General features: G+C 66.6%; 15 protein-coding genes. 10 read left to right on the top strand and 5 right to left on the bottom strand.

Annotation, left to right across the window (positions count from 1 at the left end):
- Positions 1-26: 26 nt before the first annotated feature.
- The 3 genes from AC3FJ6_RS09070 to gatC are packed head-to-tail and all read right to left on the bottom strand — an operon-like array spanning position 27 to position 2,387.
- Positions 27-497, bottom strand: coding sequence for a hypothetical protein (locus AC3FJ6_RS09070; RefSeq protein WP_092600407.1), 471 nt, complete (start codon positions 495-497; stop codon positions 27-29).
- A 38-nt stretch (positions 498-535) separates the two neighbouring features.
- Positions 536-2,035 carry an Asp-tRNA(Asn)/Glu-tRNA(Gln) amidotransferase subunit GatA gene (gene gatA, locus AC3FJ6_RS09065; RefSeq protein ID WP_488771569.1) on the bottom strand — a complete coding sequence of 500 codons (1,500 nt, stop codon included), beginning with the start codon at positions 2,033-2,035 and terminating at the stop codon, positions 536-538.
- Between the two features lie 52 nt (positions 2,036-2,087).
- A complete protein-coding gene (gene gatC / locus AC3FJ6_RS09060; RefSeq protein WP_092600403.1) occupies positions 2,088-2,387 on the bottom strand; it encodes an Asp-tRNA(Asn)/Glu-tRNA(Gln) amidotransferase subunit GatC in 300 nt (99 codons plus the stop codon).
- A gap of 841 nt (positions 2,388-3,228) precedes the next feature.
- On the opposite strand from gatC, the gene AC3FJ6_RS09055 reads away from it, so the two are divergent.
- The 7 genes from AC3FJ6_RS09055 to AC3FJ6_RS09025 all read left to right on the top strand — a co-directional run bounded on the left by AC3FJ6_RS09055 (position 3,229) and on the right by AC3FJ6_RS09025 (position 11,406).
- Positions 3,229-4,272, top strand: a complete 1,044-nt coding sequence (locus AC3FJ6_RS09055) for a rod shape-determining protein (protein ID WP_019450345.1) — start codon at positions 3,229-3,231, stop codon at positions 4,270-4,272.
- Positions 4,273-4,410: 138 nt separating this feature from the next.
- The gene (mreC, locus tag AC3FJ6_RS09050; protein WP_488771568.1) at positions 4,411-5,421 is read left to right on the top strand and encodes a rod shape-determining protein MreC; all 1,011 of its coding nucleotides are present in this window, start codon (positions 4,411-4,413) and stop codon (positions 5,419-5,421) included.
- Positions 5,418-5,930: a rod shape-determining protein MreD gene (gene mreD, locus AC3FJ6_RS09045; RefSeq protein ID WP_249640870.1), complete on the top strand. Its 513-nt coding sequence runs from the start codon at positions 5,418-5,420 to the stop codon at positions 5,928-5,930. Before mreC ends, mreD begins: the two co-directional genes overlap by 4 nt.
- 44 nt (positions 5,931-5,974) lie before the next feature.
- On the top strand, positions 5,975-8,356 hold the full coding sequence (mrdA, locus tag AC3FJ6_RS09040) for a penicillin-binding protein 2 (RefSeq protein WP_488771566.1): 2,382 nt from the start codon (positions 5,975-5,977) through the stop codon (positions 8,354-8,356).
- 13 nt (positions 8,357-8,369) lie between these two features.
- A complete protein-coding gene (gene rodA / locus AC3FJ6_RS09035; RefSeq protein WP_153946181.1) occupies positions 8,370-9,512 on the top strand; it encodes a rod shape-determining protein RodA in 1,143 nt (380 codons plus the stop codon).
- 63 nt (positions 9,513-9,575) lie between these two features.
- On the top strand, positions 9,576-10,247 hold the full coding sequence (locus AC3FJ6_RS09030; protein WP_153946180.1) for a DUF484 family protein: 672 nt from the start codon (positions 9,576-9,578) through the stop codon (positions 10,245-10,247).
- A 16-nt stretch (positions 10,248-10,263) separates the two neighbouring features.
- Positions 10,264-11,406 carry a tyrosine recombinase XerC gene (locus AC3FJ6_RS09025; protein WP_488771565.1) on the top strand — a complete coding sequence of 381 codons (1,143 nt, stop codon included), beginning with the start codon at positions 10,264-10,266 and terminating at the stop codon, positions 11,404-11,406.
- On the opposite strand, the gene AC3FJ6_RS09020 is transcribed toward AC3FJ6_RS09025, so the two are convergent.
- Positions 11,403-12,359 carry a transcriptional regulator GcvA gene (locus AC3FJ6_RS09020; RefSeq protein ID WP_488771564.1) on the bottom strand — a complete coding sequence of 319 codons (957 nt, stop codon included), beginning with the start codon at positions 12,357-12,359 and terminating at the stop codon, positions 11,403-11,405. The two genes, AC3FJ6_RS09025 and AC3FJ6_RS09020, sit on opposite strands and share 4 nt — an antisense overlap.
- A gap of 195 nt (positions 12,360-12,554) precedes the next feature.
- On the opposite strand from AC3FJ6_RS09020, the gene AC3FJ6_RS09015 reads away from it, so the two are divergent.
- The 3 genes from AC3FJ6_RS09015 (at position 12,555) to lipA (ending at position 14,809) form a co-directional block, all read left to right on the top strand.
- Complete coding sequence (locus tag AC3FJ6_RS09015; protein ID WP_153946177.1) at positions 12,555-12,923, top strand: DUF2917 domain-containing protein; 369 nt, start codon at positions 12,555-12,557, stop codon at positions 12,921-12,923.
- A gap of 111 nt (positions 12,924-13,034) precedes the next feature.
- The gene (lipB, locus tag AC3FJ6_RS09010) at positions 13,035-13,754 is read left to right on the top strand and encodes a lipoyl(octanoyl) transferase LipB (protein ID WP_400392658.1); all 720 of its coding nucleotides are present in this window, start codon (positions 13,035-13,037) and stop codon (positions 13,752-13,754) included.
- Positions 13,755-13,819: 65 nt separating this feature from the next.
- A complete protein-coding gene (lipA, locus tag AC3FJ6_RS09005; protein WP_488771562.1) occupies positions 13,820-14,809 on the top strand; it encodes a lipoyl synthase in 990 nt (329 codons plus the stop codon).
- Between the two features lie 420 nt (positions 14,810-15,229).
- Here lipA and AC3FJ6_RS09000 read toward each other — a convergent pair whose 3' ends face one another.
- Positions 15,230-15,547, bottom strand: coding sequence for a PAAR domain-containing protein (locus tag AC3FJ6_RS09000; RefSeq protein ID WP_488771561.1), 318 nt, complete (start codon positions 15,545-15,547; stop codon positions 15,230-15,232).
- Positions 15,548-15,550 lie beyond the last annotated feature (3 nt).

The raw sequence follows: 15,550 nt of genomic DNA, 5'->3' as shown, positions 1-15,550 counted from the left end.
GGTCGATCGACGAATTCAGCCGGGGCTCAGCGCGTGCGCGCGCATTCGCCGGTGCCCGGTTCGAACATCACGGGCCACGCCTCTTCATAGATGCCGGGCGTGCAGTGCGACTGGCAGCTTGCGTGCGCCAGCGTGACGCGGCGCGGGTCCTGCCAGACCATCAGCTTGCAGGCGCTGCCGTCGTTGGCGCGCAGCTCGATGTGCGGCGTCTTGCGCACCTGGCGGAAATCGGCCAGGTTGAAGCTGCACGAGCCACGCTTGCCCACCCACAGCTTCCACTGCAGTTGCTGCACGGTGTTGTCGGCCACGCGCAGCTGCGCGTCCTCGCGGAAGCCGTCTTCCTCGGTGCGCTGGCAGTTGCCAGCCAGGTCGATGTCGCGCGCCGCGATGGGCGTGGAGCGGCCAGCGAACGGAATCTGGCAGCCGGCCAGCGTCACGGCCACCGCCAGGGCGGCGGCCAGTCTCAGCGGGATGCGGGGCAGGGCGTGCATGCGCATGATGGCTCGGAGCAGTTGGCGGTTTGGCGGATGAGCGATCAGGCCGGACGGCGCAGGTGCCAGTCGGTGGCCTGCTGGAACGCGTGGGCCACCTGCAGCAGGCGCGCTTCGTCAAAGTAGTTGCCGATGATCTGCAGGCCCACGGGCATGTTGCCGTCGCCAAAGCCGGCCGGCACGCTCATGCCGGGCAGGCCTGCCAGGCTGGTGGACAGCGTGAAGATATCGGCCAGGTACATCTGCACCGGGTCGGCGGTCTTCTCGCCCAGCTTCCAGGCCACGCTGGGCGCCACCGGGCCCATGATCACGTCGCACTCGGCAAACGCGCGCTGGAAATCGTCGGCGATGATGCGGCGGATCTTCTGCGCCTGCAGGTAGTAAGCATCGTAATAACCGTGCGACAGCACGTACGTGCCCACCATGATGCGGCGCTTCACCTCGGGGCCGAAGCCTTCGGCGCGGCTCTTCTTGTACATGTCGAGCAGGTCGCGGTACTCGGCCGCCCGGTGGCCGTAGCGCACGCCGTCGAAGCGCGACAGGTTTGACGAAGCCTCGGCCGGCGCGATGATGTAGTACACCGGGATCGACAGCTCGGTCTTGGGCAGCGACACGTCCACCAGCGTGGCGCCAAGCTTTTCATACTCGGCCAGCGCGGCGCGCACGGTCTTTTCCACATCGGCGGACAGGCCCTTGCCGAAATACTCGCGCGGCAGGCCGATACGCAGGCCGGCCAGCGGCTTGTCGGCGGTGGCGCCGGCGCGCGGCTGGCCCAGCAGGCGCGTGAAGTCCTCGTCCACGCCGCCCAGTTTCGGGGTCAGGCTGGTGGAATCCTTTGGATCGAAGCCTGCCATGCCGTTGAGCAGCATCGCGCAGTCCTCGGCCGTATGGGCCATCGGGCCGCCCTGGTCCAGCGACGACGCGAACGCGATCATGCCGTAGCGCGACACCCGGCCATACGTCGGCTTGATGCCGGTGATGCCGGAGAACGATGCCGGCTGGCGGATCGACCCGCCGGTGTCGGTGCCGGTGGCGGCCGGCGCCAGGCCCGCGGCCACGGCAGCGGCCGAGCCGCCCGACGAGCCGCCCGGCACGCGGTTGGTGTCCCACGGGTTGCGCACGGCGCCCTGGTACGCGTTCTCGTTGGACGAACCCATCGCGAATTCGTCCATGTTGGTCTTGCCCAGCGTGACCATGCCGGCCGCGCCCAGGCGTTCCACCACGGTGGCGTCGAACGGGCTTTCGTAGTTGGCCAGCATCTTCGAGCCGGCGGTGGACTTCCAGCCGCGCGTCACGAAGACGTCCTTGTGGGCGATGGGCACGCCGGTCAGCGGCGTGGCCTGGCCGTTGGCGCGGCGCTCGTCGGCGGCGCGGGCCTGGGCCAGCGTCAGGTCGGGGTTGACGTCGACAAAGGCATTGAGGTGCCTGGCGGCGTCGATGCGGGCCAGGTAGTCGCGGGCGAGTTCCTCGGCGGACACGGAACGGGCGGCCAGCGCATCGGCAATCTGGCGCAGCGAGGTCTGGTGATCAGCGGAAAAGGTCATATCGGGTCGGATGGCGTCTGGATGGGCGACAAGGCAGGGCAGCGCGCTGCCGTCACTCGATGACCTTGGGCACCAGGTACAGGCCGTTCTCGGTGGCCGGGGCGGGGCGCTGGTAGTCCGCGCGGCGGTCGGACTCGGTCACGGCGTCGTCGCGCAGGCGCTGGGCGATGTCGCGCACGGCCGACAGCGGATGGGCCAGCGGCTCGATGCCGGTGGTGTCCACCGCCTGCATCTGCTCGACCAGGGAGAAAAAGTTGTTCAGCTGCACAAGCGTGTGCTCGGCCTCGGCATCGCTGGTTTCGATGCGGGCCAGGTGCGCGATGCGCTTGACGTCGGAAAGTTCGAGAGCCATGGCGTGGTGCGGCGCTTCTCGCCGGATTCAGTCCTGCGGACTGGAGATGTTGCGGCCGGGCGAGGGAGCGGACGCCGGTTCGGAACCGGCGTCCACCCAACCGTCGTCGGGTGGCCGTCGGGGCGCCTGGAAGGGCGCCATGGGCCCGGCGTCTGGCGGGGTGGCCAAGGCGTGCCGGACTGGTGCGCCCGGGGGGCACCCCAGGATCGTCGAAGTTACAAGTTTTTCAGGGTCCAAACGCCCCGAAACAGCGTGAATTATAAGGTATCATTACGCGCTGCTGTCTTCCCGCAACGCGCGCGCCACTTGGGTTGCGGCAAAGCGGGCGGGTGGTGATGCCGTCGGCACAGTCGCAGCATCCAGAACCGGGTTCCGGGCGCCAATCGCCGGGGTGCCAAGGGGCTGGATCGGGCGGCATACCATGGCCGGCGTCGCAACCATGCAACAGTAATGTGCCAGCATCAGGGCAACGCCGCGGATTAGCGGCCCGTTTTCATCGTATTTTCAGTCGTAGGAAACTGGTTCCTCCGATTAGGCTACTGCCACACGTCAGGCGTGTTCCTGCCCTGTCCCGCGCATCTGTCCGCGAACTTTCGCGCAGAGTCTAATCAAAGGTTCCCGTAGGTCCGGCGTGCAGGCATGCGCCGGCGAAGCGGATTCCCGCTGGCGCACCGGGGCTTGTCCGCGCCAGGGGTACCGGGGCGCGCCGGCTTGTGCCGGCGGCAGCCGCACGCACCGGGGGAGCCGTGAACCATCACCCTTGCAAACGTATTCGTGGCCGGGCCGCTACAGGCACCGGCCGCTTCGCATACCCGCGAACCAACAGAAGACAGGATTCCTGATGTTCGGATTTCTCCGCAGCTATTTCTCCAACGACCTGGCCATCGACCTGGGCACCGCCAACACCCTGATCTACATGCGCGACAAGGGCATCGTCCTGGACGAGCCGTCGGTCGTGGCCATCCGTCAGGAAGGCGGTCCCAACGCCAAGAAAACGATTACGGCGGTGGGCAAGGAAGCCAAGCAGATGCTGGGCAAGGTGCCTGGCAACATCGAGGCCATCCGCCCGATGAAGGACGGCGTGATCGCCGACTTCACCGTGACCGAGCAGATGCTCAAGCAGTTCATCAAGATGGTGCATGACACCAAGCTGCTGCGTCCGAGCCCGCGCATCATCATCTGCGTGCCGTGCGGTTCCACCCAGGTGGAACGCCGCGCCATCCGCGAATCGGCACTGGGCGCCGGCGCGAGCCAGGTGTACCTGATCGAGGAGCCGATGTCGGCCGCGATCGGCGCCGGGCTGCCGGTGTCGGAGCCGTCGGGCTCGATGGTCGTCGATATCGGCGGCGGCACCACCGAGGTGGGCATCATCTCGCTGGGCGGCATGGTCTACAAGGGTTCGGTGCGCGTGGGCGGCGACAAGTTCGACGAAGCGATCGTCAACTACATCCGCCGCAACTACGGCATGCTGATCGGCGAGCAGACCGCCGAAGCGATCAAGAAGGAAATCGGCTCGGCCTTCCCGGGCTCCGAAGTCCGCGAAATGGAAGTGAAGGGCCGCAACCTGTCCGAGGGTATCCCGCGCGCCTTCACCGTGTCGTCCAACGAAATCCTCGAAGCCCTGACCGATCCGCTGAACCAGATCGTGTCGGCCGTGAAGATCGCGCTGGAACAGACCCCGCCCGAACTGGGCGCCGACATTGCCGAACGCGGCATGATGCTGACCGGCGGCGGCGCACTGCTGCGCGACCTGGACCGCCTGCTGGCCGAGGAAACCGGCCTGCCGGTGCTGGTGGCCGAAGATCCGCTGACCTGCGTGGTGCGCGGCTCGGGCATGGCGCTGGAGCGCATGGACAAGCTCGGCAGCATCTTCTCCTACGAGTAATACGAGGCAGGGACCGTGGTGGCCTGCGTCGCCCCGTCCCCGCGACCTTTGATGTCTTCCCCCGCCAGCCCGGACCGCCATGCCCACCAAGGGGCGGGCGGACGCGCTGGCGGAATGGTTTCGCCTGCGCACCGGTAAATGGATTACTCTCCACCGCCGCTCTTCAAGCAAGGCACATCTGCCGTTGCACGCCTGGTCATCTTCGTGGCGATCGCGCTGGCGCTGCTGATTGTCGATGCGCGCTTTGACGCCATGCGCGTCGCGCGCCAGGTGGCCGCCACCGTCCTCATGCCCGTGGAACGCCTGGTGCTGGTGCCGCGCGACGCGCTGCGCGGCGTCCTTGACTACGCCCAGTCGTCGGTCACGCTGACCAATGAAAACCGCGAACTGCGCCGCAGCGCGGTGGAGCAGGCCAATGCGTCCGTGCGCCAGGCCCAGCTCGAAGCCGAGAACAACCAGCTGCGCAAGCTGCTGAACCTGCAGCAGCAGTCGGCCACGCCGGTCACGGCGGCCGAAATTCTCTACGACGCCCGCGACCCGTACAGCCAGCGCATCGTCATCGACCATGGCAGCGCGCACGGCCTGCGCGCCGGCTACCCGGTGATCGACGAACGCGGCGTGATCGGCCAGGTCACGCGCGTGTCGCCGTTCCAGTCCGAAGTGACGCTGCTGACCGACAAGGACCAGGCGATTCCCGTCCAGGTGGTGCGCAACGGCCTGCGCAGCGTGGCTTTCGGCGGCTCGCGTGCCGGGCTGCTGGACCTGCGCTTCATGGCCGCGTCGGCCGACCTGCAGCAGGGCGACCTGCTCGTGACGTCCGGGCTGGACGGCACCTATCCGCCGGGCCTGCCGGTGGCGAAGATCGTCCAGATCGAGCGCAAGGCGGACACCGCGTTCTCGCGGGTGTACTGCGAACCGGTGGCCGGCGTGCGCTCGCATCGCCAGCTGCTGGTGGTGCGCTACGAGTCCGGCCTGGGCCCGCGCCCGCAGGAAGAAGCCGCCCCGACCAAGGCCGAGAAGGGCGCCCGGTCGGCCGCGGCCCGCGCCGGTGCCGAGCAGAAGGCGGCTGACAAGGCGGCCGACAAGCCTGCCGACAAGGCCACGGACAAGGCCACCGACAAGCAGAAATCCCCGGAGCGTTCCCAGTGACGACATCCCAATACCTGCTGCGACCGGTCAATCCCGCGTTCATCACGCTGACCTTCGTGCTGGCCTTCCTGTGGAACCTGATGCCCTGGGGCACCACGCTGTGGATCCCCGACATGGTGGCCCTGGTGCTGGTGTTCTGGAACATCCACCAGCCGCGCAAGGTGGGCATGGGCGTGGCGTTTCTGCTAGGCCTGCTGATGGACGTGCACGATGCGCGGCTGCTGGGCGAGCACGCGCTGGCCTATACGCTGCTGGCGTACTTTGCGATCACGATCCACCGCCGCGTGCTGTGGTTTTCGGTCTACACGCAGGCGCTGCATGTGATGCCGCTGCTGTTCATCACCCATGCCGTGCCGGTGGTGATCCGCCTGGCGATGGGCGCGCCGCTGCCGGGCTGGCAACTTCTGGTGGCGCCGCTGATCGAAGCCGTGCTCTGGCCGATGGCCACCGCATTGCTGCTGGCGCCCCAGCGCCGCTCGGCCGACATCGACGAAACGCGTCCGATCTAGCCCTTCATCCTTCCTGACACCGCCACGCCGCCCGCAGTACCGCCATGACCGAAATCCGCAACGTCGAACTGGAAATCGGCCGCTTCCGCATCCGCGTGGCGGCGGCAGCCCTGTTCACGGTCATCTGCTTTGGCCTGCTGCTCTCCCGCTTCCTGTGGCTGCAGTGGTACAAGCACGACCAGTACTCGGCCAAGGCCGAGGACAACCGCATCTCCGTGGCGCCGATCGAGCCGAACCGCGGCATCATCATGGACCGCAACGGGGTGATCCTGGCGCGCAACTATTCCGCGTACACGCTTGAAGTGACGCCGTCCAAGCTGACCGATACGCTCGACAACACGATCGACGAACTGGCCAGGCTGGTGGATATCCAGCCGCGCGACCGCCGCCGTTTCAAACGCCTGCTGGAAGAATCGCGCAGCTTTGAAAGCCTGCCCATCCGCAGCCAGCTGACCGACGAGGAAGTGGCCAAGTTCTCGGCGCAGCGTTTCCGCTTTCCCGGGGTGGACGTGCGTGCGCGCCTGTTCCGCCAGTACCCGCTGGGCGAGTCGGCCAGCCACGTGGTGGGCTACCTGGGCCGCATCTCGCAGCGCGACCAGGAGCGGATCGAGGCGATGGACGAGGCCAACGACGCCGACCCCGCCAAGTACGATCCGCGCAAGGATATCGACAACTACAAGGGCACCAACTACATCGGCAAGATCGGCCTGGAGCAGAGCTACGAGACCGAACTGCACGGGCTGACCGGCTTCGAGGAAGTGGAAGTCAGCGCCGGTGGCCGTCCGATTCGTACTTTGTCCACGTCGCCGGCCACGCCGGGCAACAACCTGATCCTGTCGCTCGACATCCGTCTGCAGCAATTGGCGGAACAGCTATTCGGCGACCGCCGCGGTGCGCTGGTGGCCATCGAGCCGGAAACCGGCGACATCCTGGCCTTCGTCTCGAAGCCGACCTTCGATCCGAACCTGTTCGTCGAGGGGATCGATTCCAAGACCTGGGACGAGCTCAACGGATCGCCGGACAAGCCGCTGCTGAACCGGCCCCTGCGCGGCACCTATCCGCCGGGCTCGACGTACAAGCCGTTCATGGCGCTGGCGGCACTGACCACGGGCAAGCGCACGGCGGCCTGGGGCATGCACGATCCGGGCTTCTTCACGCTGGGCAACCACACGTTCCGCGACGACAAGCCGGGCGGTCATGGCTGGGTGGACATGCAGGCGTCGATCGTGCAGTCGTGCGATACCTATTACTACGCGCTGGCGCGCGACATGGGCGTCAATGCGATCCACGATTTCATGAAGCCGCTGGGCTTCGGCCAGATCACGGGCATCGACATCGAGGGCGAAAGCCGCGGCATCCTGCCGTCCACCGAGTGGAAGCGCAAGGCCTACCGCAAGCCCGAGCAGCAGAAGTGGTATGACGGCGAGACCATCTCGCTGGGCATCGGCCAGGGCTACAACAGCTTCACGATCCTGCAGCTGGCCAATGCGGTGTCGATCCTGGTCAACAACGGCGTGGCGATGAAGCCTCACCTGGTGAAGGCCGTCGAGGATTCGGTCAACCGCAAGCGCACGCTGACCGTGCCTAAGGAAAGCTACCGGCTGCCGTTCAAGCAGGCCGATATCGACGTGATCAAGCGCGCCATGGTGGCGGTGACCCACAACGGCACGGCGGCCCGGGTGTTTGCCGGCGCGGCGTACGAGTCGGCGGGCAAGACCGGCACGGCCCAGACCTATACGCTGGGCAAGAACGAGAAGTACAACCACCACGCGATCGACGAACGCAAGCGCGACCACTCGCTGTACACGGCGTTCGCGCCGGCCGACCATCCGAAGATTGCGCTGGCGCTGATCGTCGAGAACGCCGGCTTCGGTGCCGCCGTGGCCGCCCCGATCGCCCGCAAGGTGATGGACTATTACCTGCTGCGCAAGTGGCCCGAGGAACTGCAGGCCACCGCGCCGCCGCCCGAAGAGGCACTGCGCGCCGGCAACCGGCCGCCGGTGGATACGCCGAGCGTGTTCACCACGGGCGACACCGCCAACGCGGCAACCGCCACCGTGATGCAGACCGCACCGGCTGCCGTCGCGGCCGCCTCGGGCGCCGAGGCTGCCGCCAGCGCACCGGGGGCCAGTGCCGTGGCCGGGGCGTCCGTGCCGGTGCCTGCGGCCCGGGCGACTGGCGCATCCGAGTCGATCGCCACGCAGCTCGATCCGGCCGCCATCGCGCCGGCATCGGCAGTGGTCACGCTCGACGACCGCATGCTGCAGGCGCTGGGCCACAGCAAGCCGCCGGCATCGGCGCCCAGGGCACCGCTGCCGCACGTCACACCGGCATCGGCACCGGCCCCGGCACCGCGCACCAGGCCGGCCAGGACCGCCAACCTTGCCCAGGCCGACGCAGCCGGCAAGAAACCCGTTTCAGAGTAAAAGGAGACGCGCCATGGACAAACGCCGCGTCGCATCGACGATCAAGACCGCCCTGACCGGCTTCGACAAGCCGCTGGCGCTGATCGTCTTCCTGCTGTTCGCCACGGGCATCGTGGCGCTGTATTCGGCCGCGATCGACATGCCGGGCCGCGTGGAAGACCAGCTGCGCAACATCCTGCTGTCGTACGTCGTGATGATCGTGATTGCCTACATGCCGACCCAGCTGCTGATGCGGATCGCCGTGCCGCTCTATACGGTCGGGGTGGCGCTGCTGATCGCGGTGGCCATGTTCGGCCTGATCCGCAAGGGGGCGCGCCGCTGGCTCAACGTGGGCATGGTGATCCAGCCATCGGAGATCATGAAGATCTCGATGCCGCTGATGCTGGCGTGGTACTTCCAGAAGCGGGAGGGGGTGATCCGGTGGTTCGACTTCGTCGTGGCGCTGATCATCCTGGGCGTGCCGGTGGGCCTGATCGCCAAGCAGCCCGACCTGGGCACCGGCCTGCTGGTGCTGGCCGCCGGCCTGTACGTGATCTATTTCGCCGGACTGTCGTGGAAGATCATCCTGCCGCTGCTGGGCCTGGGCGTCGTGGCGATCACGCTGCTGATCAGCTATGAAAGCCAGATCTGCGCGCCGGGCGTGAGCTGGCCGATCCTGCACGATTACCAGCAGCACCGCGTGTGCACGCTGCTGGACCCGACCACCGACCCGCTGGGCAAGGGCTTCCATACCATCCAGTCGATCATCGCGATCGGCTCGGGCGGCGTCACCGGCAAGGGCTGGCTCAAGGGTACGCAGACGCACCTGGAGTTCATCCCCGAAAAGCACACCGACTTCATCTTCGCGGTGTTTTCGGAGGAATTCGGGCTGATCGGCAATGCCGTGCTGCTGGTGCTGTATCTGCTGCTGATCTTCCGCGGGCTTTATATTGCGGCCAACGCGCCGACATTGTTCTCGCGGCTGCTGGCCGGCTCGATCACGCTGATCTTCTTCACCTACGCCTTCGTGAACATGGGCATGGTGAGCGGGATCCTGCCCGTGGTGGGCGTGCCGCTGCCGCTGTTGAGTTACGGTGGTACCGCGCTGGTGACGCTGGGCATGGGGATCGGCATCCTGATGAGCATTTCGCGACAGAAGCGGCTCATCCAGACCTGACCCGCTCGCGCCAACGTCACTTTGCTACACTGCCAACCGAAAAAATGGAATCGGTAAAAGCTTATGAACGCCCAGGACGTCGCCGCTTATCTGCAAAGCAACCCGCAGTTCTTTGAGGACCATGCCGAACTGCTGGCCACGGTGCAACTGACCAGTCCGCACAGCCACCGGGCCGTGTCGCTGCAGGAGCGCCAGATGGAAATCCTGCGCGAGAAGAACAAGGGGCTGGAACTGAAGCTGGCCGACCTGGTTCGGCACGGCCACGAGAACGACCGCACGCAGCAGCGCATGCACGCCTGGCAGCTGCGCCTGCTGGCCGAGGCCGATTCGCACGCGCTGCCGTACGCGGTGCAGGACGGCTTGCAGCAGGTATTCGATGTGCCGGCCGTGGCGCTGCGCCTGTGGAACGTGGGCGAAGCGTTTGCCCACATCGAAGTGGCGCAGGGCGCCAGCGACGACCTGCGCCTGTTTGCCGAAGGCCTGCGCGCACCGTACTGCGGCGCCAACAGCGGCTTCGAGGCCGCCAGCCTGCTGGAGCGCGACGATATCGCGTCGCTGGCCATGGTGACGCTGCGCGTGCCGGCCCGCCCGGGCGACGATGGCCCCGGCGCCGCGTTCGGCCTGCTGGTGCTGGGTTCGCCCGAGCCGCGCCGCTTCCATGAAGGCATGGGCACCGCTTACCTGGGGCAGATCGGCGAAGTGGCCGGCGCCGCCCTGAACCGCCTGCGCGACTAAATCTCGCTGTTCCGCCATGCGCAAACGCCAGCCGGGCAAGGGTGATGCCGTGACGGACACACCGGGCACATCGTCCACACCGGCCACCACGGCCGCCGCCGTGGCGGAAAAGCCAGTTCCCGATCCACTGGTGCTGCGCTACCTGGACTGGCTGGCCACCAATCGCAAGCTGGCCGACCACACGCTGACCAGCTACGCGCGCGATCTCTCCGTGCTGCAGGAATCCGCCACGCGCTTTGCCGCTGGCGTGCCGCTGCTGTCGCTGGAAACCAGACATATCCGATCCTTCGCCGCGCGGCTGCACGGCAGCGGCCTGTCGGCGCGCACCATTGCGCGCACGCTGTCTGGCTGGCGCGGCTTCTTTCTGTGGGCGGCGCGGCATGGCCATGGCGTGACCGCCAATCCGGTGGATGGGGTGCGGGCGCCCAAGCGCGGGCAGCCGCTGCCCAAGGCGCTGTCGGTGGAACACGCCGTGGCGCTGGTGGCGCACCGGCGCGGCGACACGGCCGAAGCCATCCGCGACCAGGCCGTTTTCGAACTGTTCTATTCCAGCGGGCTGCGGCTGTCGGAGCTGATCCAGCTCGACGTGCGCTATTCCGAAGAAGGCGAGTACCGGTCGGCGGGCTGGCTCGACCTGGCGGGTGCCGAGGTCACGGTGATCGGCAAGGGATCGCGCAGGCGGACCGTGCCGGTGGGCAGCAAGGCGATGGAGGCGCTGAAGGCCTGGCTTGCGGTACGCGAGACACTGCTGCGGCCCGGCGCCTTGCCGGAGGACCAGCACGCGCTGTTCCTGGGCACGCGCGGCAGGCGGTTGTCGGGCAGTACGGTACAGACGCGGATCAAGCAGCAGGCGCTGGCAGCCGGCGTGCCGGCCAATGTGCATCCGCATATGCTGCGGCACTCGTTTGCCACGCATGTCCTGCAATCGTCGGGCGACCTGCGCGCGGTGCAGGAGATGCTGGGCCACGTGAGCATCACCACCACGCAGGTCTACACGTCGCTCGACTTCCAGCACCTGGCCAAGGTCTACGACCAGGCCCATCCCCGGGCCGGCCGGAAGAAGAAAGGCGTACCCGGATCAGCGCCAGCGGGGGCCGATGAGCGGGACGGGGCCGGCGGCACCGACAGCACCGACAGTACCGACGCCCCGGACCGCTAGGTCCATTGCGAAAGAATGTTCCGGAACCGCTCCATCTCGGGCAGCAGCCAATTCCGGAAGGCCTGCACCTTCGGCGTGGCCAGGCTGGCATGGGTGCAGACGAAATGCAGCAACCACGGGCACGGAATGCTCACGTCGAACAGGCGCACCACGCGGCCCGACAGCAGGTCGTTATAGGCCAGCGACGACCGGATCAGCGCAATGCCCTGGCCCTCGGCCGCCGCCTGCAGCAGCAGCGACGAGTCCTGCATCATCAGGCCCTTGGTCGGCTCGGACCAGGCCAGTCCGGCCGCCTCGAACCAGGGCTTCCATGGATCGCCCTCGCCGCGCAGCAGCGGCATGCCGGCCATGTGCGCGGGCTGCTCGGGCAGGCGCCCGCCATTGAAGCTGGGGCTGCAGACGGGAAAGAACACATCGTCCAGCAGGCGTTCGACGTAGAGACCCGGGTACTGGCCACCGCCCATGCGCAGCGCCACGTCCACCTCTTCATTGGCAAAGTCCACGAGCGAGTTCGACGACAGCAGTTCCACGTCGAATTCCGGATGCTGCTCGATGAAGCTGCCGATGCGCGGCGTGAGCCAGCGCGCGGCGAACGACGGCATGGTGCTGATGGTCAGCCGCTTTTCGCGGTTGCCGGCCTGAAGGGCGCGCGTGGCGTCGGCAATCTGCAGCAGCGCGTCGCGCACGCGCTCGGCATAGAGCCGGCCGTTGGCGGTCAGCATCACGCGCTTGCCGCGCCGCTCGAACAGCGGCTGGCCCAGCTCTTCCTCCAGCGCCCGGATCTGGTGGCTGACGGCGCCATGGGTGACGAACAGTTCCGCGGCAGCCCGCGAGAAGCTCTCGTGGCGGGCGGCCGCCTCGAACGTGCGCAAGGCGGCCAAGGCCGGCAGGCGCGGAAATTCGCGTTTCCAGCTACGGGGATCGTCCGGGTTCCAGGCGCCGCTCCAGACCATGATGGACCTCGTCTATGTGAGATGAGCTAACAAGACCCAAGAATATATATCGTTTTGCCAGCGGCGGGGTCATCACTAGAATTCACTTCACCGGACCCCGCCAAACAAAGCCCTGAACTGTGCTGGTCCAATGACCAAGCCAGTTCCGGCGACGCCGACAACACGGTGGGCCCCCGGACTCACGGAGAAGCCATCATGAAAGCCCTACTCACAACGACCGTCTTTACGCTGAGCCCCGGCGAGGTTGCCCCGCTGTCGGTGCATGCCGCCCAGCGCCTGTTTGTGGAAGATGCCAAGGGTGTCGATGTATGGGTGACCCGCGAGAATGATTCCGAGGATTACTGGCTGCGCTGTGGCGGAAGTCTGCTGTTGCGTCGCGGCGACGAGATCGTGCTCAGCGTGGACCCCCGCGCCAAGGGCCCGGTGCGGCTGGCACTGATTGCCGAGGCCCGGCGGCCGGTGCTGACCCTGGCCGACCTGCCGCACCTGGTGTTGCGCGCCGTGCGGCGGTTGGTTCGAGGCACGGAATGGACGCCGGGGCAGGACAAGATCCACGCCTCATGACCCGGAGGCGCGGCGGCTGAGGCGCGTATGGCCGCCGCCGGACAAGACTTGACCGGAAACAGGGCCGGTCTGCCTCAGCGCAGACCGGCCCTTTTCGTTACACTCTCGGGCATGCATCCGATCCAAGTCATCGATCAGGGCCGCCAGCCGTACGAGCCCTGTTTCGACGCGATGCGGGCATTCACCGCCGCCCGCACGCCCGAGACGCCCGACCAGATCTGGCTGGTCGAACACCCGCCGGTCTATACGCTCGGGCAGGCCGGAGACCCCGCACACCTGCTGGCCCCGGACGACGCGATCCCGGTCGTGAAGATCGACCGTGGCGGTCAGATCACTTATCACGGACCCGGCCAAGTCGTGGCCTACCTGCTGCTCGATTTGCGGCGCCGGCACCTCATGGTGCGCGAGCTGGTCAACGACATCGAGCAGGCCGTGCTGGACACGCTCGCGGCGTATAATCTCGCAGCCGAACGCAAGCCCGGCGCGCCCGGCATCTATCTGTCCGAGGGTCCGCACCAGGGCGCCAAGATTGCCGCGCTCGGCCTCAAGATCCGCAACGGCTGCAGCTACCACGGTGTCAGCCTGAACGTGCAGATGGACCTGGACCCGTTCCTGCGCATCAACCCCTGCGGCTATGCCGGACTGGAAACGGTCGACATGGCCACTGCGGGCGCCACCTTCGCGGCGGCGCACGATGCCGGCCCGCTGCCCGTCACCGCGGCACAACAACCCGCAATCGCACAACGCCTGGCGGCGGCCCTGTGCGAGGTCCTGACCGCACGCGAGGCGCGCGCACAGGCCCACGGGAATGCCGCTGCCGAGGCTGCCTGAACCGTGGCACGCCCGGCCCCGAATCAACGCCAAACATGCACGCGGCTGCGCGTGCGGAGAACAGTATGAGCGACGCCCTGATCGCCACGTCCACCGAAGCCCCGCAAACGCCTGAATACGACGCCACCAAGAAGCAGAAGTCGGCCGAGAAGACCGCACGCATCCCCATCAAGATCGTGCCGGCCGAAAAGCTCAAGAAGCCGGACTGGATTCGCGTCAAGGCCGCCACCGGCAACTCGCGCTTCTACGAGATCAAGGACATCCTGCGCGCCAACAACCTGGTCACCGTGTGCGAGGAAGCCAGCTGCCCGAACATCGGCGAATGCTTCGGCAAGGGCACGGCCACGTTCATGATCATGGGCGACAAGTGCACGCGCCGCTGCCCGTTCTGCGACGTGGGCCACGGCCGCCCGGACCCGCTGGACGTGAACGAACCCGGCAACCTGGCGCGCACCATCGCCCAGCTCAAGCTGAACTACGTGGTGATCACCAGCGTGGACCGTGACGACCTGCGTGACGGGGGCGCCCAGCACTATGTGGACTGCATCTCGCAGACGCGCGCGTTGTCGCCGAACACCCGCATCGAAGTGCTGGTGCCCGACTTCCGTGGCCGCCTGGACAAGGCGCTGGACATCCTGCTGACGGCGCCGCCCGACGTGATGAACCACAACATGGAAACGGTGCCGCGCCTGTACAAGCAGGCCCGCCCGGGCGCCGACTACGCGCACTCGCTGAAGCTGCTGCAGGAATTCAAGCGCCGCAACCCGGACGTCGCCACGAAGTCGGGCCTGATGGTGGGCCTGGGCGAGACCGACGAGGAAATCCTGGAAGTCATGCGCGACATGCGCGCGCACGACATCGACATGCTGACCATCGGCCAGTACCTGGCCCCGTCGAACCACCACCTGCCGGTGATGCGCTACGTGCATCCGGACACGTTCAAGATGTTCGAGGAAGAGGCCTACAAGATGGGCTTCACCCACGCCGCCGTGGGCGCCATGGTCCGCAGCTCGTACCACGCCGACCAGCAGGCGCATCAGGCGGGGTTTGCCTGATTGAATTGGCCGCCGCCCTTTGCGCGTCGAAACGCAGGGCGGCGTCCTGATTCACTCAAAGAGAAAGAGCATTCGTCAAGTACGCGATGACGCCCGGCCACGCGTATGACAGATAATAAAATGCCATCGCTAGCAGGCCTCCTATACCCGTCGACCACGCCCAGTTCTTTAATGACCACTTGCGATACGCAAGACCGTTGATCGTGGAAAAGTATATGGCGGGCCATAGTAGAAATAGCACCAGATAGACATAAACCGTTGCCGGGGGATTGGCGCAGTGTTCGAGGCCCCAGCAACCGCTTTTCTTGTCTCTGGCGGTTGGCCATGTTACGGGCCAGTCGAGGCGGCTGAAAACGTACAGACATATCCACGTGAGAGCCAGGCCGCCGAGAAATCCTGCGGCAATGATCAGTAGGCGCTTCACTTGATTTCCCAGAACAATATTTCAACGGAAGCACCGAGATCCGAGTCACCGATATTCGTGAACGGCACGAAGGCGGTGCGTATGCCTACCCATCGCCCCATTGTGTAAATCGCTCCCAATGGACTGGTCATAAAGTCGCTCGGATGCCGCGGTCCCACCCCGACAATCTGCCCGGTCGTCCTGCACGCGGGGCAATACACCCTCGCGCCAAGGAATGCCATGCGCTTGCCGTGGATGGTGTCCTGCGGCATCCCTTCCAGCGTCACGCCGTTGGCGCTCGACTGATCTCCCTCCACCAGATTGCATCGGATCATCGC

The sequence above is a fragment of the Cupriavidus sp. 94F1 genome (assembly GCF_057798875.1).
The sequence above is the reverse complement of the archived record's forward strand: the minus strand, read 5'-3'. Positions and strand labels throughout refer to the sequence as shown.